General features: G+C 57.1%; 17 protein-coding genes and 1 pseudogene. 4 read left to right on the top strand and 14 right to left on the bottom strand.

Translation table 11 applies throughout. The annotated features are described in order from the left end of the window. Positions 1 to 312: 312 nt before the first annotated feature. From D3Y57_RS02080 to D3Y57_RS02045, 8 genes are all read right to left on the bottom strand, one after another. Positions 313 to 534 (bottom strand): hypothetical protein, encoded by a 222-nt coding sequence (locus tag D3Y57_RS02080; protein ID WP_162986891.1) that lies wholly within the window; start codon positions 532 to 534, stop codon positions 313 to 315. 21 nt (positions 535 to 555) lie between these two features. Continuing rightward, positions 556 to 1713 carry a CaiB/BaiF CoA transferase family protein gene (locus D3Y57_RS02075; RefSeq protein ID WP_121150901.1) on the bottom strand — a complete coding sequence of 386 codons (1158 nt, stop codon included), beginning with the start codon at positions 1711 to 1713 and terminating at the stop codon, positions 556 to 558. A 29-nt stretch (positions 1714 to 1742) separates the two neighbouring features. Next, entirely contained in the window at positions 1743 to 2102 is a 360-nt protein-coding gene (locus D3Y57_RS02070) for a hypothetical protein (RefSeq protein ID WP_121150899.1), read from the bottom strand. Beyond that, positions 2102 to 3334: an aromatic ring-hydroxylating oxygenase subunit alpha gene (locus tag D3Y57_RS02065; protein WP_121150897.1), complete on the bottom strand. Its 1233-nt coding sequence runs from the start codon at positions 3332 to 3334 to the stop codon at positions 2102 to 2104. The genes D3Y57_RS02070 and D3Y57_RS02065 overlap by 1 nt, the downstream gene beginning before the upstream one ends. A 29-nt stretch (positions 3335 to 3363) precedes the next feature. Then, entirely contained in the window at positions 3364 to 4143 is a 780-nt protein-coding gene (locus tag D3Y57_RS02060) for an SDR family NAD(P)-dependent oxidoreductase (protein WP_121150895.1), read from the bottom strand. Between the two features lie 86 nt (positions 4144 to 4229). Further along, on the bottom strand, positions 4230 to 5147 hold the full coding sequence (locus D3Y57_RS02055) for an SMP-30/gluconolactonase/LRE family protein (RefSeq protein WP_121150892.1): 918 nt from the start codon (positions 5145 to 5147) through the stop codon (positions 4230 to 4232). Positions 5148 to 5152: 5 nt separating this feature from the next. Continuing rightward, positions 5153 to 5518, bottom strand: a complete 366-nt coding sequence (locus D3Y57_RS02050) for a DUF4286 family protein (RefSeq protein ID WP_121150890.1) — start codon at positions 5516 to 5518, stop codon at positions 5153 to 5155. Continuing rightward, a complete protein-coding gene (locus D3Y57_RS02045; RefSeq protein ID WP_347400369.1) occupies positions 5515 to 6639 on the bottom strand; it encodes a CaiB/BaiF CoA transferase family protein in 1125 nt (374 codons plus the stop codon). Before D3Y57_RS02045 ends, D3Y57_RS02050 begins: the two co-directional genes overlap by 4 nt. Here D3Y57_RS02045 and D3Y57_RS19990 point away from each other — a divergent pair. Then, positions 6586 to 6894 carry a hypothetical protein gene (locus tag D3Y57_RS19990; protein WP_162986890.1) on the top strand — a complete coding sequence of 103 codons (309 nt, stop codon included), beginning with the start codon at positions 6586 to 6588 and terminating at the stop codon, positions 6892 to 6894. The genes D3Y57_RS02045 and D3Y57_RS19990 overlap by 54 nt on opposite strands. A 51-nt stretch (positions 6895 to 6945) precedes the next feature. Next, complete coding sequence (locus D3Y57_RS02040; protein ID WP_162986889.1) at positions 6946 to 7782, top strand: HTD2 family dehydratase; 837 nt, start codon at positions 6946 to 6948, stop codon at positions 7780 to 7782. A 119-nt stretch (positions 7783 to 7901) separates the two neighbouring features. Here the strand turns inward: D3Y57_RS02040 and D3Y57_RS02035 are convergent, their stop codons facing one another. The 3 genes from D3Y57_RS02035 to D3Y57_RS02025 form a co-directional block, all read right to left on the bottom strand. Further along, positions 7902 to 9623, bottom strand: a complete 1722-nt coding sequence (locus D3Y57_RS02035; RefSeq protein WP_239025792.1) for a flavin-containing monooxygenase — start codon at positions 9621 to 9623, stop codon at positions 7902 to 7904. A 537-nt stretch (positions 9624 to 10160) separates the two neighbouring features. Then, positions 10161 to 10916, bottom strand: coding sequence for an SDR family NAD(P)-dependent oxidoreductase (locus D3Y57_RS02030; RefSeq protein WP_121150884.1), 756 nt, complete (start codon positions 10914 to 10916; stop codon positions 10161 to 10163). A 10-nt stretch (positions 10917 to 10926) separates the two neighbouring features. Beyond that, a complete protein-coding gene (locus D3Y57_RS02025; RefSeq protein ID WP_239025791.1) occupies positions 10927 to 12297 on the bottom strand; it encodes a CaiB/BaiF CoA transferase family protein in 1371 nt (456 codons plus the stop codon). Between the two features lie 292 nt (positions 12298 to 12589). On the opposite strand from D3Y57_RS02025, the gene D3Y57_RS02020 reads away from it, so the two are divergent. Next, positions 12590 to 14131, top strand: a complete 1542-nt coding sequence (locus D3Y57_RS02020) for an AMP-binding protein (RefSeq protein ID WP_162986888.1) — start codon at positions 12590 to 12592, stop codon at positions 14129 to 14131. 334 nt (positions 14132 to 14465) lie between these two features. Then, positions 14466 to 15482 carry a zinc-dependent alcohol dehydrogenase family protein gene (locus tag D3Y57_RS02015; protein WP_121152061.1) on the top strand — a complete coding sequence of 339 codons (1017 nt, stop codon included), beginning with the start codon at positions 14466 to 14468 and terminating at the stop codon, positions 15480 to 15482. A gap of 280 nt (positions 15483 to 15762) precedes the next feature. On the opposite strand, the gene D3Y57_RS02010 is transcribed toward D3Y57_RS02015, so the two are convergent. The 3 genes and pseudogenes from D3Y57_RS02010 to D3Y57_RS20630 form a co-directional block, all read right to left on the bottom strand. After that, entirely contained in the window at positions 15763 to 16545 is a 783-nt protein-coding gene (locus D3Y57_RS02010; protein ID WP_121150880.1) for an IclR family transcriptional regulator, read from the bottom strand. Positions 16546 to 16594: 49 nt separating this feature from the next. Continuing rightward, the gene (locus D3Y57_RS02005) at positions 16595 to 17488 is read right to left on the bottom strand and encodes an HpcH/HpaI aldolase/citrate lyase family protein (protein WP_162986887.1); all 894 of its coding nucleotides are present in this window, start codon (positions 17486 to 17488) and stop codon (positions 16595 to 16597) included. 268 nt (positions 17489 to 17756) lie between these two features. After that, a pseudogene (locus D3Y57_RS20630) lies at positions 17757 to 17991 on the bottom strand (transposase); the annotation flags it as partial. Positions 17992 to 18045 lie beyond the last annotated feature (54 nt).

Raw genomic sequence — 18045 nt, 5'->3', positions numbered from 1 at the left:
CGCTCGACTGGCTCGAAAACCCGCAACTGCGGCGTGATCCACAATCGAGCTCGACAAATGAGAGAGCCAAAACACGCTCGCCCGCGCGGCCTGCTTTCACCGGCTTAATCTTCTTCGCGACCGAAGTCGGCAAGGGCAGCAGCACCGCGCATCAGGGGGTAGCGCTCCTCACCGCCGCAATCCTGTGGAATACGGTATGTCTGCAACGATCCCTAAGCGAGATGGCCACGAAAGCACGACCGCTCGAAGAAACTCTGCCGCCCCATACTGCATCACTGGGCTGGTAGCATATCAATCTCACGGGCGGCTATCTTAGCGGTCGCACCACCGCTCGATGGGACGGATATGGGCAGCTTCGCCGCTTAGCTGCCCCTGAAAGAACACCTTGATCTCAAATTCCCTTATCGAACTATCCTGCCCGTGCGATATCGTGGCCCGGAATTGCGTACCCGAAGGCATCACAGTGGTGACCTTCTGGTCAGCACGCCGTTCCGGCGCGCTGTCCACGTAGATACCGTTGTCCGTCCCAGCCACCTCATTCTCCCGCCGCATTCATTATATTGATCGCCATTTTCCGTTAGCCGCCTCCCAATCCCACGCCGCCAGGACGTCGGCAATCTGCAGCGGTTTGATCGGCGTCAGGCCCTGCAATCTTCCGGGCGTCCGACCGAACCGAGGTGCAGGTGCAGGCTGTGGAACGCCGCCAAGTTCAACAAAGATTCCCCGCTCGGCATTATGGGGGTGGTGAGGTGCCTCACTCGGCCAGAGTACCGGAGTGAAGCAGGCATCTTTGACAGCGAAAATCGCGCACCATTCGGCGGACGTCTTTGAGCGAAAAATTGTCTCGGCACGTGCGATCAGATTGCGCGATTCCAAATATCCGAGCTTTTGCTCCTTGAAATCGGGATCGTCCGCAACGCCCATTCCTTCGCACAGCGCCTGATAGAATTGTGGCTCAAATGCTCCTACCGAAACGTATCGACCGTCCGCACATGCATAGCTATTGTAAAAGAAACGCCCCCCGTCGCCGACATTCGAACCGCGTTCTTCGCGGGCATCACTGCCACGTTGCTGCAATAGCCAGTTCGGCAGGGCCATCAGTGATGCCACACCATCGCAAATCGCCGCATCCACAACCTGACCAAGCCCCGATCGGGTCCGCTCTAGTAGCGCAGCAAGCAGGCCAACGGTCAGATAAAGCGATCCGCCGCCATAGTCGCCAACGAGATTAAGCGGGGGAACAGGCTTGCCATCTCGAGGTCCGATACCAGCCAGCGCACCGCTGAGGGAAATATAGTTGATATCATGGCCTGCTGCTTGCGCGAGTGGGCCGGTTTGTCCCCACCCAGTCATCCGACCGTAGATCAAGCGCGGATTACGTGCGAGCGCTACGTCAGGACCCAGGCCGAGCCGTTCCATCACCCCTGGCCGGAAGCCTTCAATCAGAATGTCGGACTTTTCGATCAGCTGCAACGCGGCCTCGACGTCATCCGCCGATTTGAGGTTCAGCGCTACGGTGCCAAGTCGCCCCCTGACGGTGGCGTCGGTCGGATCGGGCGGCACGCTGCCCGGCCGATCGACACGTACGATCTCGGCACCCATATCGGACAGCAGCATGCATGCATGAGGCGCGGGGCCAAGCCCTGCAAATTCGGCAACCCTTAAGCCTACCAGCGGTCCGCTTGAAGGTCGCGATTCAAAAGGGTCGCTCATGTCATTTGTCCCTGGTTAGCGCGCCATCGTCAATTGAAGAACATGTTATCCATCGTCACGGCGTAGCGTTGCGGAGCGGGAGACAAGGGGAGGGCGGGCATGCGATAGACTTCAACGGCTAAGGATACGTCGATCAGCATCAACAACAGGTGCATCAGCCGCGCTTCGGGACCCTCTATCTCGGCAATCGAATATGTGTCGAGGAGTCGCAGCGCTTCTTCTGCGCGAGGCTCGATCGCGGCGTAAAAGCTATTCAGCTCGTCCATCGTCGAGTTCACACGTTTGGTGTAACGCGCCATGTTGAGTGGCAATGCCCATTCGGCGACGAAGGGTTCGAGATCCTCGAAGCCCATGGGGAGGGGGCGGTCGTTCACTATCATCGTCGACATTATGCGACCATTTCGGCACGGATATGATCATCGACCGCAGCCAAGTGATGCCGGATACAAATCTCGCTCTCCTGAAGCTGAAGCAGTTTTTTTGCGCCGGATTCCATCGCCGTCTGGCTGAATTCCATATTGTAGACGTCCTCGGACACCACACCGCGGAAATGGCAGAAGCCATATTCGCGGCTGAAGCGCTCGCTCGCCCGCTTGGGCTCAGGATAATAGCTATAAGCTTCGTAGCGCGTCCGGTTGACCGTTATCGGCCAGAAATGATGGACAGTGAAAGCGCCCGGAATCGCCAGCCAGATCGTGTGCGGGAAAATAACGTTGACGTCGAGCGCCCAGTTGGGATGACGTGCTGGATTGAGACCTGGCGCTTGGGCGAACAGCTTTGCTTGGGTGGCGGCGCGGGTTTCGCCGGTCGTTGAGTTTATCGTCGAACCGAACTGGCGCGAGAGCTTCTCGACCCGCCCAGCCTTGTGATCCGGATTTGCCCAGAGCGAGATGGTACGGTGGGGCCCATAGGTCTGAAAGGCGAGGGGATCGCTCAGCGGGTTGTCCTTACCCGAGAAGACTCCGGTCAGCGTCTGCTTATGGAGAAAGCCGAGGTGATAGCTTTCCTGGAATGCATCGATCGCGGCTTTCCAGTTACAGTGCAAATCGCCGAACTCGAGATGCGCAACCGATGTGGCATCGTCAAACGGATAGCCCGACGCATAATCCGCGAAGCCGCCCAGGAATTCGGCCAGCGTCTGTTTGGGCTGCCGATCGAAGTTCAGAAAGATGAAACCTTCCCATAGGTCGCACGCGACCGGCGTAAGTCCGCAGTTCTTGCGGTCAAGGCCAACGAACTTGTCTTCGCCGGTAACACCGCGCAGCGAGCCTTCGAGGTCATAGGTCCACGCATGATAAGGGCAAACGAACCGCCCCTGGCTGCCCTTTTCGACCCAGACGAGCTTCGCCGCGCGATGCGAGCAGACATTGTGGAAAGCGCGGATCTTCATATCCTTGCCGCGGACGATGATGATCGATGCCTTGGCGATCTCGATCTCGCGGGTGATGAAATCGCCCGGATTGGGAATCTCGTTCGCCCGTGCGACGTGCAGCCAGGACTTCTTGAACAGATGCTCGCGCTCCAGTTCAAAATAGCTTTCGGAAACATAGGGATCGATCGAGACCGGTCCGGTCCCGAGGGCCTCGTTCGCCGAGAACATATCTTTCCATTGCACGGTCATTGATACTCTCCTTTATCCGGCCGAGCCGGTTAAATCATCCACTTGCCGCCGTTGACCAGAAGCGATTGTCCGGTGATGAATCGGCTACCCTCACTGGCGAAGAAAGAGACCGCAGCAGCAATGTCGTCGGGTTCACCAATATAGCCCATCGGGATGGCGGCTGCCATGTTCTGTATGTGATCGGCGGGAAGCTGGTCCATCACGCGGGTCCGCACAAGGCCGGGGCAAATAGCGTTGACCGTGATCTGGCACGGCGCCAGCGCACCGGCAAGCGCGCGGGTAAAGCCCAGCACACCGGCCTTCGCCGCTGAATAGTCGATCGTGAGCTCATGCCCGTAGAATGCTGATTCCGATGACATGTTGATGATCCGGCCCAGTCGGCGTTCACGCATGCCGTTGATTACCTGGCGGGTGCAGACCATTGTGCTGCGTAGAGAAATGCCGAGGGTGAAGTCCCAAATCTCGGGGTCGCCTTCCCAGAATGGCTTTGCCCGCTCGCGAGCGCTCTGGCCGACATTGTTCACCAGGACGTCGACCGGACCTAGATCGGCTTCTATCCTGGCGAAAACGTCCGTTATCGCCTTAGTGTCCAGCAAATCCGCGATCGCGGCGAAGGCATGCCCGCCTGCGGCTCCAATGGCATCGACCACTTCGACTATCGCATCTGCATCGCGATCTATCACAGCAACATGTGCGCCGTCGCGCGCCAGCCGCAGAGCCGATGCACGCCCGATGCCCATGCCGCCCCCGTGACAGCCGCTATTTTCCCTGTAATCGGCATATTGGATACTCGCTTCGCAGAAGACCATGCAGAGCCGCCATCAGCAATTCAACCATGATCCTGCGGATCGGTTGGAAGCGCTCAATGCATTCCAATCAGAATGCCCGAAACCTGTCAGTCATTGAGGAAGTTGAGCGGCAGCCCAGGTCGTGGCCAAGGCAGCGCAACGAGCAAACCGTGCCCCGAAAGCGTGATGTACGCGGTTTGCAAATCGGCTCCCCCAAAACAGATGTTGGTCGGAAACACGTCGGGCATTGGAAGTGCGGCGATTTCTTCCCCGGTGGGCGATATCACCAAGATCATGCCCTCGAAGATGGCGGCTACGCAAATATTTCCGTCTGCGTCGATGGCCAGTGAGTCGAAGCGTTGAAAGCGCGGCGATACAAACAGCATCCGACCGCCATTGGGGGACGGGAATGGCTGGCGAACGACCTCTCCGGGCGCAGAGAGCTCAAATTCCCATATCCGCGCACCGGCTGTCTCCGCAACGTACAGCCGTGTTTCGTCGCGCGACAGACCGATGCCGTTCGCGCTCGACATCGGGTAGATCACCTCGCGGATGGAGGCTCCGTCGACGGTTGCATAATAGACACCACCATGATCGGCGCTGCGCGGCCGGAACTTACCAAGGTCGGTAAACCAAAAACCGCCATGGCGGTCAAAGACGATGTCGTTAGGACCGCTGAGAAGATGATCACCGGCTCGGTCGTAGAGACGCGTCACCTCACCAGTGGTAAGATCGATGCGCTCAATCCTTCCGCCATCGTAATCAGCAGGCGTGCCGGCGGGACGAAGGCCTTGGTCGGGATCGGAATGCCAGCCAAGCCCACCGTTGTTGCAGACATAGCAGGCGCCATCCGGGCCAATGGCGGCGCCGTTAGGCCCTCCACCGAGCATTGCGATGACGCTCTTACGGCCTTGCGCATCTATCCGCGTGAGCGTCTTTCCAGCGATCTCAACTACCAGGAACGATCCGTCAGGCATCGCGATCGGCCCCTCGGGAAAACGCAGCTCGGACGCGATGATGTCCATCGCGCTTACTCGAAGCCCGCCGCGGTCACGCGGTCGGTAATGGGAGCATAGATTGATCCGATCCGCTCGTGCGCAATCGACGGTGTCGAGGTCATCATGCCTTCGGCTGACGCCTGGCCCATCAAATCGCAGGTTGCTGCAAGATCATCGGTCTCGAGCTCGTAAATCGCCGCATAGCGATAGGGATGGGGGAATTGGATAAGTCGTTGCGTCTCTGTCAGCTCGAAACGTTGCGCGGCCATAAAACCGGGAATTCGTAGCAGGTCAGGCAAATGCTGATTGGTGTACCAATCATTATATATCTCCTCCTGCCCTTCGACCGGATTGGTCAGGACCACGAACAGATACCGATCCTTGGGGGCATCGCTCATATGATATTCCCTTCGTGCAAGAGCGCGATCTGGTCGGCGTCGAGTCCCAGTTCGCGGTATACTTCTTCATTATGTTCGCCCACTCGTGGGCCTGTATGCCGAACCTTGCCAGGCGTGCGCGACAGCCGCGGAAAGACGTTCTGCATCTTGATGCTGCCCAATTCGGTATCGTTGACGGCTATGATGTCCGATCGTTCGGCATACTGCGGATCTTCGAAGATCTGGGCAATGTCGTAGACGGGAGCGATCGCGCCCTCGTATTCCTCGAAGATGCGAATGACCTCAGTCAGATCGCGGGCCGCGATCCATCCGCCGACCACCCGGTCGATCTCATCGATGGCCGCTACCCGGCCCGCCGCAGTGGCGAAGCGGGGATCCGCGGCGAAGGCATCGCCGCCGGCCAACCGGAGCACCCGATCCGCGATCGAGGGCGTCGATGCCGACAGCGCGACCCAGCGCCCGTCGCGCGTCTTGTATGTATTGCGCGGTGCGTTGTTCTGCGACCGGTTGCCGGTGCGGCCTTGAACGATTCCCAATTGGTCATAAAGCGTGGGCTGGTAGCCGAGCAACGCGAACAGCGGCTCGTAGATTGCCAAGTCGATGAACTGACCCTTGCCGCTGCCCTTCGCGTCGCGCTCATAGAGAGCAAACATCGTCGCGAAGGCACCATATTGTGCCGCGACGCCGTCGGCGAGACCGAACGGCGGTAGCGTTGGTGAGGCTTGGGGTTCGCCCGTTATATGCGCGAACCCGCTCATGGCTTCGGCAAGTGTTCCAAAGCCTGGGCGGTTGCGATAAGGTCCAGTCTGACCGAAACCCGTGACTCGCACCATGATCAACCGCGGATTGATAGCGGACAGTTCTTCCCATCCGACGCCCCATTTCTCAAGCGTGCCCGGCCGGAAGCTCTCGATGAGCACGTCAGCATCCTTGACCAGCTTCTTGAGCACATCGGGTCCGCGCTTGATGTCGAGCGTGATGCTCCGCTTGTTGCGTCCGCCGACCTTCCACCAGAGCGGCACGCCATCCTTTCGGAAACCCGTATGCCGCAACGCGTCCCCTGAGGGATGTTCGACCTTAATGACGTCGGCGCCAAAATCGCCAAGGTGCGTTGCGATCAACGGCCCCGCCAGCAAGGTCGCGATGTCGATTACGCGCAGGCCGGCGAGGGGGCATTGTCGTCAAACCCGGGCATTGACCTCCAAACCTCCAAACACGTCGGAACCTCTGCCCCAATTCAGTCTGATGTGGACCATTTACCGACCGTTGGGCAAGGCGACGGCGCACAAGGGCGCAGGCATTCCGTTTGGAATAAGCTCTCGGTTGGGGTGCTGGCTGGCTTCTCGGGCTTTCTGCTGATGCAATTGTGCGCCTAATAAGAACAATACTGCTCCCGGTCCTGGGAGGTGAATAACGAGGCCCAAGGTTTGGATATTGTCGACTATTCCGATCGTGTTCGCATCGAGCAGGACGAGGTCTCGCTCCCGCTGTGTCGTCGCTTGGGGGCGCTGCTCGACCTGGACTTCGACGAACTTAAACGCGGTGATGAATTACCGTTTCCATGGACCGCGGTCCTGTTCCCCGGCGTAGCTCGGCAAAGTGACATAGGCGAGGATGGCCATCCCTTGCGCGGCGATTTCTTGCCGCCCATAGCGCTGCCGAGGCGTCGATTCGCTGGTCGCTCGGTCGAACTCGTCAAGCCGCTACGCATCGGGGATCCCGTCGAAAGGAGATCCACGATTACCGAAGTCACGCCAAAGGAGGGGCGTAACGGCCCGATGGTGTTCGTTACCATTCGTCACGAGATTAACGGACCGGCTGGATTGGCCATGACTGAACATCAGCAAGTCGTTTACCTTGGTCCAGAGCAGCCGATCAACCGGTCCGCGGTCGACAAGGCTCCCGAAAAGTTGCCCGAACCCGCGTGGAAGGGTAGTTTTATTGCCAATCCGGTGGCACTGTTTCGTTATTCGGCGCTAACCTTCAACGGGCATAGAATACACTATGACCGGACGTATGCCACCGAGGTCGAGGGCTACCCAGCTATGGTCGCCAATGGCGGTTTGACAACCTTGCTGCTATTGGAAATGGCTCGGCAACGGCTCGGTAAGTCCGTCTCGAGCTACAACGTCCGGGCAGTCAGACCATTGTTCGAGGATCAGACGGCATCGCTGTACGGCGTGGCTGACACCGAGGGTGGCTTGTTCTGGGCGCTTAATCCCGCGGGTGAACTCGTTATGAAAATTGACATTCGAACGCAGTAGCGAGATCGACCTTAAACAAAACAATGCAGCACCCGGAATGATGGCACCGGACCGACCTCCTGCGGCTGCCTGCCACGAACCCGTACGAAACTCCGATTTAATCTTGGTTTGTCCGTCGGCTATTCGAATACCGTGGCCACTTTGCTACCATCGCTCTCGCGGAAGAGCGGAGAGGGGGCTTGGCCCTGATTGACGCCGCCTGCAGCCCGCATAATGAGACCCTTGTAATCCTCGCCCGCGACCTTTTTACAAATATCGCTGTAGACGTTGAAGCCACCTATGAAGACGAGAAAGACTCGGTTGCCGTCCGTCCCATAGAAGAAATAAGAAGATTCAGGCGTTTTATAATGCAGCGTATGCTTGGCAATATCTTGGATATGTTGCACCCATTCTACTTCTGCTTCGCTCGTTGCCTCGACCTCAATGATATCATTGTCACGCATATGTACGAGCAGATCGGCAATCCAGTTACCCTGCTGCTCGTTGAGCATATAGAACATGCCCAACGTCCCCGGCGTTAGCGGTCCCGCCTGGGTAAGCAGATTCGGAAATCCAGCCATGACCATGCCAAGATAGGATTTAGGACCATCCTGCCATTTGTCGCGCAGTAACTCTCCGCCGCGTCCGCGAATGTCGATCTGGGTCAGCGCGCCGACCATCGTGTTGAATCCGGTCGCCATGACGATTACATCAAGTTCAATCTCGCCACTCTCAGTCCGGATGCCCTTCTCGGTGATTTGGACGATCGGATCGGCGAGAATATCGACCAAGCTGACATTGTCGCGATTAAAGGCCTCGTAATAGCCGTAGTCAGTACAGATCCGGCGCGCTCCGATGGCGTGCGAACGCGGTAGGAGCTTCTCGGCGGTTTCTTGGTCCTTGACCTTTTCACGAAGCTTATTGTGCACGAACGCCACCGCGGTCGCATTGGCCTCATCGTTGGTGAACAGATCATTGAAACTGCGAAGGAAGCTCAAACCGCCGATCGTCCAGCGCCGTTCATAAATGGCTTCGCGCTCTTTCTCATCGACTTCAAGTGCGCCGCAATGCGGCAATTCGAAAACCGCGCCGGTTGTCGAACGGCGCTGTTCGGCGCGAATGGCGGAATAATTCGCCTTCTGTTCCGCAACTTCGGCCGGATCGACGGGCCCAATCCGGGAGGGAATGCTGAAATTCGCGGTGCGCTGGTAGACGGTCAAATGGCTTGCCTGCCGTGCGAGATGCGGCACGGCCTGGGTGCCCGATGCACTGGTGCCGATGATGCCGACGCGCTTGCCCGTAAGATCTGGATTGGTGTGCGGCCAAAGTGCTGTGTGATATATTTCGCCCTTGAAGCGATCTTCGCCTTCAAACATACCCTTCCGTGGGGCCGACAGGGCGCCGGTCGCCATGATGCAGAAGCGTGCGCTGATTGTACTGCCGTTGTTGATCTTCACGGACCAGAAGTGGCCGGCCTCGTCGAAATCGGCTCCCGCAACCCATGTGTTGAAACTGATATTGCGCTTCAGGTCGAACCGGTCGGCGACATGATCCAGATAGCGGAGGATTTCCGGCTGTGCGGCGAAACGCTCGCTCCACTCCCATTCCTGCTGCAGTTTCTCGTCGAAAGAATAGGAGTACTGCAAGCTCTCAATGTCGCAGCGAGCACCGGGATAACGGTTCCAATACCAAGTTCCGCCGACACTTTCCGCGGCTTCCACGCAATGGACCCGAAAGCCGAGGCTGCGAAGCTTATACAGAGAGTAAAGGCCCCCGATGCCCGCCCCCACGATGACGACGTCGAAATCCGGCGAAACAGGATCAGTGCTTGGCTTGTCGGCGGCTTGCATCAGCTTTTCCACTCTTCACTCATTTATTATCTCTCATGCGGTTTATACGAACCGGATTAGTCTCTAATGTTCCGGCCGTGATCAGGCACCATCGCCACTTAAACCTCGGCAATCGGCGAGATCGATCGAGCCTGAGCGAAAAAAACTGCATCCCTAAGTTCACAAGCGCCGCTACCAAAACTCTCGTAATATCGGGCCAAAAAGGCAACCGGCGCGCGGATTAATTCTAGATAGAATGCGGCGTTTCGATTCAGCCACGAGAATGACCGAATGGACGTTCGTCGAGTGCACTGCGGGGTCGATGACAGAACCGACCTCCACGGCGATATCATTAGGCAGACGACAAACCCAGCCGAATTCCCTCGAAGCGAGGTTAGTCCATTGCGGTCCCTTGTCGGTCGACGGCAGCAATGTGCTCAAATATCATTTTGCCCGCAATGGCCGCATAGCAATCGCCACGTTGGTTTGATATCGCGGAGACCTTGGGAGCTCATTGTCAACAGCTGCAGCAATGCCATACCGCTGCTTAGTCGGCTGCTGGTTCGCAGCTTAATTCGCCCAGCGACCACCGTTCACGAGCAACGTCTGCCCAGTAATATAGCGACTCTCATCGCTTGCAAAGAACGCGATCGCATGTGCGATGTCTTCCGGCTCGCCGACGAAACCAAGCGGGATTTCGGCGATGGCCTTTTGCACGATTTCCTGCGGTAGTCGATCGAGTGCCTGTGTGCGTGTATACCCCGGCGCCACCGCGTTTACACCAACATGAAACGGCGCCAGTTCGCGGGCTAGAGAGCGCGTAAATCCAATTACGCCGGCCTTTGCAGCGGCATAGGCCGTCGCATTCTTGCTGCCGATATATGCGGATTCTGAAGAGATATTAATGATGCGACCGCGCTTACGCTCACGCATGCTGCCGACCACCTGATGCGAGCACAGCATCGTTGTCTTCAAAGAGATGTCGATCATGAAGTCCCAGAGCGCGGGCTCGGAGCACCAGAACTCGGACGCCTTTTCGCGTGCGCTTTGGCCAACATTATTCAACAAGATGTCCACTGGCCCAAGTTCGCCGGCGATACGTGCAAATGCGCCCTGGACGAAGGTCGCATCGGTAAGGTCGCCGACCAGCGTCATTACGCGTCCGCCGCTTTGGACAATGAGCCGTTCGGTTTCGCCGAGGCCATCCGCATCCCTGTCTAGCAAGGCAACATTGGCGCCGTCACTCGCCAGCCTTACCGCTGCAGCGCGACCGATGCCGTTCGCTGAGCCTGTAAGCGCCGCCACTCTTTGCTTCAATGGCATCATGTTCTCCTGGCTAAGCGTGCTTGAGCGTGTCTTTGGTGACTGGCGCGTAAGGTTCCGCAACTGAGCCTGACACGAACGTGCTGTCGATATCGGCAGCAGTATAACCCAATTCCGTTAGTATTTCACGGGTGTGTTCACCCTGTAATGGTGGCAGCATATAATTTGTGCGGGCCAATGCTTGCGATTTATTCGGTAGTGTGATGTCGACGATACCGCCTTCGGTTGGATGAATCCGCGTCTGAAACAGCCCAACATCGTTCAAGTGTTCGTCATGGAAAAGGGATTCGAGCGTATGGCTTGGGCCTGCGGGAACATCGGCCTCGTCGAATATTTCAATCCATTCCGAGGTCGTCTTGTTGAGCAGAGCCGATTCTCGCAGTGCGAAATATGCGCTGACGTTATCATAACGCGCTTTTACCGAGTTGAACCTGGCATCTACGCACAGGTCTGGCTGCCCGATGGCGCGAAACATGGCAAAGGCCTGCGCATCAGTATTGGCCGAAATGCAAATATGGCCATCCTTTGTAGCAACTGGCTTTGCCCCGGCGTCGAGAACACGTAAGTCGCCGGGTTCGCCGCGGGGAGGGTCGAAGCTCAGTTGCCCCATATGCTCGGATAGCACGAATGCCGCCATATTCTCGAACATTGGCACTTCGATCGCGTCGGACGCGCCGGTCATCTGACGCTTATAGAGCGCCAATGTGATCATCTGAGAGGCGATCAAACCGACGGTGTGATCGGCGATCGTCATCGGCACGAAGCGAGGTTCGCCGTCCGATTTTTCGAAAATTGCCGTCAAGCCGCCAGCACCTTGAATAATGCCGTCATAGGCGGGCTTGGATCGATATCGTCCACCTTGTCCGAATCCAACAAGGCCGCAATAAATCATCGCTGGATTGATTTCTCGCAATCCCTCAATGCTGAGACCCAGCTTCGCCATCGCCTTTGGCCGCATGTTGCTTACGCAGACATCGGCGGTTTCGAGCAATCTCCTGAGCGCAGCCATCGACTCCGCCTGCTTGAGATCAAGCACTATAGAGCGCTTGTTGCGATTGAAGTGGAGAAACTTAGGTGAGAGTTGGCCGCTTTTCGAAGCGCCGCCGAGCTTGCGAAGCAAATCGCCACCCGGTGCTTCAACTTTTATCACGTCGGCGCCATAATCAGCGAGAAACATTGTCGCCACCGGACCCACGACCACACTGGTCAGGTCAACGACGCGAATCCCCTCAAGAGCTCCTCCGGCCATCATGCGGTCCTTGAGCTGCTTTTCGCGGCCCTCATATTGAGTATCGTCGCCACGCGATAATGCGATGCGCCGCGCGCGAGAGTTAAAAGGAATTGCACGTAATTCTCCATTCCCTGTTGGTGGCGGATTCGACAACTCATGGTTCGTTCGCCTTATCGCTACCGCCTGCACTTAGAGTGAAGTTGGTGACCTCGCGCAACCGTAGCCACGGTTGTGCCGCAGGGCATTCGCCATGGAATGATTCGATATCTATTATGAAGGATTGGTTTTACGGGTTGGCTGAACTCATGGACGATGTAGATGCCGCGTTGAATCGGGTGTCCTAGGCAACTCGGCATTAACTTTAGAAAAGCTGAGCATAGGACCCTGCAAAACGGCCGGTCAGGTCATCAGCGGTGATCGCTGAGTGTCGGCGATGGGGAGCGAAATGAGTTTGATCGACAATCTGGGTGACGCCATCGAGCGGAATGCCAAAAATCTTCCCGATGAGATATTCATCAGCTGTGACGGACGCGATGTCACTTTCGCGAGCTTCGCCGCGCGAGTGCGTCAGCTCGGTAGCGCTTGCTATCGGGGTGGTGCCAGAAAGCAGGATCGCGTCGCAATATTGGCGATGAATGGATCCGAATATGTCGAAGCCTATGGCCTTGCAGAAGTTTGTGGCTTCATTCTCGTCTTGGTGAATTTTCGCCTCGCCGGGCCAGAAGTCGAATGGATACTGAATGACTCACAGCCATCCGTGCTGATTTTTGAGTCGGGTTATGCTGATTTGGTTGATGAATTGCGTACGCGCTGTAAAACAATAACCCAGTTCATCTGCATCGGGAAAGAGAAACCGCCATGGGCGGTCGACTACGAAAGCTATGTAGCCAGCGGCGATCCCGCTGGTCCGCCATTTCGTGCAACCGCCAACGATTTCGTCAGCATCATCTACACCAGCGGCACCACCGGACGGCCTAAAGGCGTGTTGTGCCGGCATAAGCAGCCAATCTCCCTGGGGCTGACGCAAGCAATCGAACATGGCAGCGCGATCGGAACGGCGGCGCTCATCATCATGCCACTGTTCCATCAGGGTGCACGATCAATCTATCTTGCGCAGATGCTGCGCGGCGGTCGTCTTGTCATCCATCGCAGTTTTGATCCCGAAGCCGCCTTGGCTTCGATCCAGAATGACAAGATAGCGATCTCAGCGCTCGTGCCAAGCATGCTGCAACTCATGTTGGAGCTGCACACATTTGATCGGTATGATCTATCAACCCTGCAGTCGGTTATCTCGTTCGGTTCAGCGATGCCGGTGCCGCTTTTGCGCCGCGCAATTTCGGCCTTTGGCCCCGTCTTTTCCAACGGATATGGCCAAACCGAGGGTGGCAACACGGTTTTACGTCGTCAATATCTTGTACTTGAAGGCAACGAGGAAGCACTCAAGCGCGTCGGCTCAGTTGGTCAGCCTCTCATGCACACCGAAATGCGCATAATCGGCGATGACGGTGAGGAACTACCCCCTTGCGGCCATGGCGAAATTTGTTTGCGGGGTGATCAAGTCATGGACGGTTACTGGAATAACCATGCTGCGACACTTGACGCAATCCGCGACGGCTGGCTGCATACCGGCGACATCGGCTACATCGGGAAGGACAACTTCTTGTACGTCGTTGACCGCATGAAGGACATGATCATCTCTGGTGGCGAGAATATCTACAGCCCGGAGGTTGAAAGCGCGCTTATCTCCCACCCCGAGGTTCAAGAGGCCTCCGTCATCGGCCTTCCGGATGAAAAATGGGGTGAGACGGTCTGCGCAATAGTGGTGCGCCGTCCCGGCAGCTCGTTCAGCGGCGCTGACCTGATAGCTTTCGCGCGTTCAATGATCGCCAGCTATAAATGCCCCAAGACCGTTATCTTCGTCGACGAACTGCCGCATGTGCCTACCGGCAAAGTCGACAAGGTGGCCCTTCGCCACCTGCACCGTTGACCGATAAGCAGACTCTCGATCGCGGTAATGCGTGATGAGGGGTGGAGCGTCGTGCATGGTCAGTTCAACGCTACTCATTGGGTGGTGGCAAGACACGGCGGCGCCGGTTTCGGCCGCACGAAACCAATCGTGGGAACGGTAAGAGGACACCGTTCGACCGATATAGTTTTCGTGCGGAGGGAACTCGGCAGCGGTCGCGGAGAAGAAAGCAGCATTAGCGAGAAACTGAATGCCTCGCGGACAGTCATTCGTCAGCGAATGCCATCGGGTTCAGCCCAATATTGCGTTGCAGTCCGAATTAATTGGCAGGATCAAGACTGAAAGGGACTTCGAGATGCTTGCTCAGGTTTGGGAAATTGTTGGAGGCGGGCCAGGTGGCGCGCGCGCGCTGCGGCGCGCGATGCGCGATATTCCGGGTCCGGGGCCAGGCGAAGTGCTGGTCGCGATTCGGGCAGTGTCGCTCAATTATCGCGATGTGCTGCAACTCCGTGGCGCGTATAACCCCCGGCAAGAATTGCCGCTGATACCCTGTTCCGACGCAGCCGGAGATGTCATTGCCGTGGGCATCGGCGTGAAAAGCTTCGCGGTCGGTGACCGTGTAGTGAACCACGGACTACCCGGTTGGCAGGACGGTCCGTTCCGGACGGATCGCGATCGCATCATGTATGGTGGCCCTGATGACGGTACACTCGCGACACATCGGCTGTTTCGCGCCAGCACTATTCTTCACGTGCCGGACCATCTCAGCTTCGTGGAGGCAGGGACGCTGACATGTGCTGGCCTGACCGCCTGGAGCGCAGTTGTTACGCATGGCGCAGTAAGGCCTGGCGAGACAATCGTCATTCAGGGCACCGGCGGCGTGTCAATATTTGCCTTGCAGTTCGCAAAACTCGCTGGCGCCAGAACGGTCGTCACCTCGTCAAGCCTCGAAAAGTTGCAGCGCGTGAAGCAATTGGGTGCGGATCACGTTATCGATTATGGGGACGCAGAGTGGCCCCAGCAAATACGTGCGTTGACCGATGGCCGAGGGGCGGACGCGATCGTCGAGGTCGCGGGGACGATCAATGATTCGGTTCGCGCCATTCGGGGTGGAGGGGTGATCTTGAGCGTCGGTGTGCTGGCCGCCTCGGACCCGACCGTGAACCTGCCGATGATCGTGATGCGAGCGGTGCGCCTGCAGGGCGTTACGTTGGGCAGCCTCGCAGAGATGCGGGAAATGTTGAATGCCATAGGCTTGGCGAAGCTCCGTCCGATTGTCGATAGCGTCGTAGCATTTGACGATGCGGACAAGGCGTTCGATTATTATGGGCAAACCAACATATTTGGAAAAGTAGTAATCGAACTGCCTTAAACTTTTCTTTGGACAGGTGGGACAAGCAAATGACATATCCGGACGTCATGCTCATACTGGGCATCAAATGCCGCGTTTGCATGCTCCGCATGCACTGTAAAATAAGATTGCGGATAACACCGTCTTTACCAAAACGTTGAATTACGGCCGAACCCTCCAAGCTGCATAACGTCGTCCATGATAATTGGCAGGGAACCGGCGTGATCGAAACGGTGAGATCAACCATCGGACTTTTGCTTTGGCGCGGGGCTTAGAAATTCCTATCGACAGCGAAACGACTTTATCCTCCCGGCATTGGCGTTAAAGGCTGAGTCTGCGTGTCCGCTGCGAGCGCAGTCAGCTTATTCCGTAGTGCGTCGACAACAGAATTGAGGTTCGGACGCAACCACTCGAGCGTTGCGCCGACACCCAGCACCATGGCTGGCTGACCGGGCAACCGCGGCAGCGGCATTGCAACCACGCCGGTGCCCGGCATTACCGCGCCATCGCTAAGCGCATAGCCGCGGGTTCGACATTGTTCGATATCAGTAAGGAATTCGGCGAGGTTGATATATCGAGTGGGATCGGGCTCTTCGGAATTAATGCGCCGAACGAGCAGCCCGATCTCATAGTCGGTTTTGCCCATCATCAGCGCCTTGCCAGCGGCCGCCACGCAAATCGGTCGCAGCGTTCCGATTGAAAGCGCAGGACGTGGAGCAACGAGCGCCTGCAACGCAACCATGTACAGCACATGCTTGTCGTTCTGGATGCCAAGTAGGACGCTCGTTCCCAGTGTGGACCTCAACGATTCCATTGTCGCCAGCAGGCTGTCATGCCCAAACCATTGGTCGTGCAACCAACTGCCGAGCAGGGTGATTCGGAGCGTCGGATAATATGTCCGCTGCTCTCCATCATATTGAAGATAGCCGAGTTTTGCGAAGGAACGCAGTAGCTTCGATGTGCTTGACTGGGGAAGATCCAGTCGACGAAAGAGTTCGGCGACCCGCGCCGGGCGGCGCAACTCAGCAAACAGTTCGAAAATCCTCAAAGTGCGTTGAGCGGATTTGATTGTCGCAGGCGTCATTTCCGCTTTGCGTTGGCTGGTGATTGGAAGAAAAAGACTCGATGATGGGTCAAATCATTGATCCCCTTTGCGCTTGGACGCGCGCATCGAGGGCCAGCAGTGCCCGCGCTCTCTGCATAACGGGAAGATCTACCATTGCACCATCCACCCCCAATGCTCCGTGTCCCTCAGACCGAGCCTGGTCGAACATATCGACTACCCGTCGCGCGGCATCAACCTCCTTTTTGCTTGGACTAAAACCTTCGTTCAAGATTGCAATCTGGCTCGGATGAATGCAGCTCGATCCACGAAAGCCGACAGCCCGGGAACGCTCCACCATGGCGCGAAACGCCGCCGTATCCTTATAATTGGCGAAGCTTCCGACAAGGCCGAGCGCCAGAATGCCGGCCGATGCAGCTGCGATCACGAGACTCTGCTTCGGACCTAGCAGGTTTTCAGGGCTGGGGCTCATACCGATCGCACTGGCGAAATCCTCACTTCCTAATAACATCGCCACGATCCGAGGGTCGGCCGATGCAATCTCCTCCATATGAAGCCACGCCCGCGGTGTCTCGATTCCCACGATCAGCCTGATGGATCCGACGATGAGTCCAGCGCGTGATTCTGCTTCAGCTATCGTTTCGCTGATCAGTCGCACATGATCAGCGCTCTCCACCTTAGGAAGCGACAGTGCGGTAACCTCTGGACATATGCTGGCGTCAATATCGCGAACAGCCAAGCCAAGGGGGCGATTGATGCGGACAATCACATCCTTACCACTGGCTGAAATGTAAGCAGCCGCACTCTTTACAACGCCGCGAGCATTGTCCTTTTCGGAAGGAGCAATGCTGTCCTCGAGATCGAGCTGAACCGCGTCGGCATCGGTCCTGACCGCGCGATCGATAAACCGCTGCACGTTTACGGGCACGTAGAGCAACGAGCGCCAAGTCGGCAATGTGTTCATTTTGGGCAGCTCGCAACACAAGACGAGGCGCGGCACCGTAGCAAGCAGATATTTTTGTGGGTTACCACTAAGCGCGTCCTCATTCCACATGGCCAGACTTATGTGATTTGCCTATTCAAATGCGGCGAAATCACAAGGGCTACGGATGAGCGGCGTCATCCAATTCCATATGGAATTGCCAACGACTGGGATCTTCGTTCAGTCTGCGCAGCCATCTTGGCTGCTGGGAATATTATGAGTCTGAGCTCACCGGATTGGGTATCAGTTCCTTACGCAGTTTCGGGATCCGCAGCTCGACGGTACCAGCCCATGTCTCCCAGTCCCGATCGCGATAGCCGTGACGCTGGGCGGAGCGCTAGGCGTCCTTATCGCCATAAGGGCGCCGGTGAGGCCGCCCACCGCCGGTTCCATCAGCCGCTGCACGGAAAAGCCGAACATATCGCGTCGAAATCGGCGTCAGCCGTTTTCCCAACCAGTGCGTGTAGATCCTTGTCCTTGGTCATCGGTGTCTCCGTTAAGTTGAGCGTTGCAACCCAGACTTACCCGAAGCTCGCCGA

The sequence above is a fragment of the Sphingomonas paeninsulae genome (assembly GCF_003660165.1).
In the GTDB taxonomy this organism is placed as follows: domain Bacteria; phylum Pseudomonadota; class Alphaproteobacteria; order Sphingomonadales; family Sphingomonadaceae; genus Sphingomonas_O; species Sphingomonas_O paeninsulae.
This window is presented reverse-complemented; position numbering and strand designations above follow the sequence as displayed.

Bases quoted from the DNA above. Each gene is read 5' to 3' on its own strand.
- D3Y57_RS02010 (WP_121150880.1), bottom strand. From the start codon at position 16,545: ATGACGCCTGCGACAATCAAATCCGCTCAACGCACTTTGAGGATTTTC.
- D3Y57_RS02020 (WP_162986888.1), top strand. From the start codon at position 12,590: ATGAGTTTGATCGACAATCTGGGTGACGCCATCGAGCGGAATGCCAAA.
- D3Y57_RS02005 (WP_162986887.1), bottom strand. From the start codon at position 17,488: ATGAACACATTGCCGACTTGGCGCTCGTTGCTCTACGTGCCCGTAAAC.
- D3Y57_RS02055 (WP_121150892.1), bottom strand. From the start codon at position 5,147: ATGGACATCATCGCGTCCGAGCTGCGTTTTCCCGAGGGGCCGATCGCG.
- D3Y57_RS02050 (WP_121150890.1), bottom strand. From the start codon at position 5,518: ATGAGCGATGCCCCCAAGGATCGGTATCTGTTCGTGGTCCTGACCAAT.
- D3Y57_RS02030 (WP_121150884.1), bottom strand. From the start codon at position 10,916: ATGATGCCATTGAAGCAAAGAGTGGCGGCGCTTACAGGCTCAGCGAAC.
- D3Y57_RS02060 (WP_121150895.1), bottom strand. From the start codon at position 4,143: ATGGTCTTCTGCGAAGCGAGTATCCAATATGCCGATTACAGGGAAAAT.
- D3Y57_RS02015 (WP_121152061.1), top strand. From the start codon at position 14,466: ATGCTTGCTCAGGTTTGGGAAATTGTTGGAGGCGGGCCAGGTGGCGCG.
- D3Y57_RS19990 (WP_162986890.1), top strand. From the start codon at position 6,586: ATGTTCGACCTTAATGACGTCGGCGCCAAAATCGCCAAGGTGCGTTGC.
- D3Y57_RS02070 (WP_121150899.1), bottom strand. From the start codon at position 2,102: ATGTCGACGATGATAGTGAACGACCGCCCCCTCCCCATGGGCTTCGAG.
- D3Y57_RS02065 (WP_121150897.1), bottom strand. From the start codon at position 3,334: ATGACCGTGCAATGGAAAGATATGTTCTCGGCGAACGAGGCCCTCGGG.
- D3Y57_RS02075 (WP_121150901.1), bottom strand. From the start codon at position 1,713: ATGAGCGACCCTTTTGAATCGCGACCTTCAAGCGGACCGCTGGTAGGC.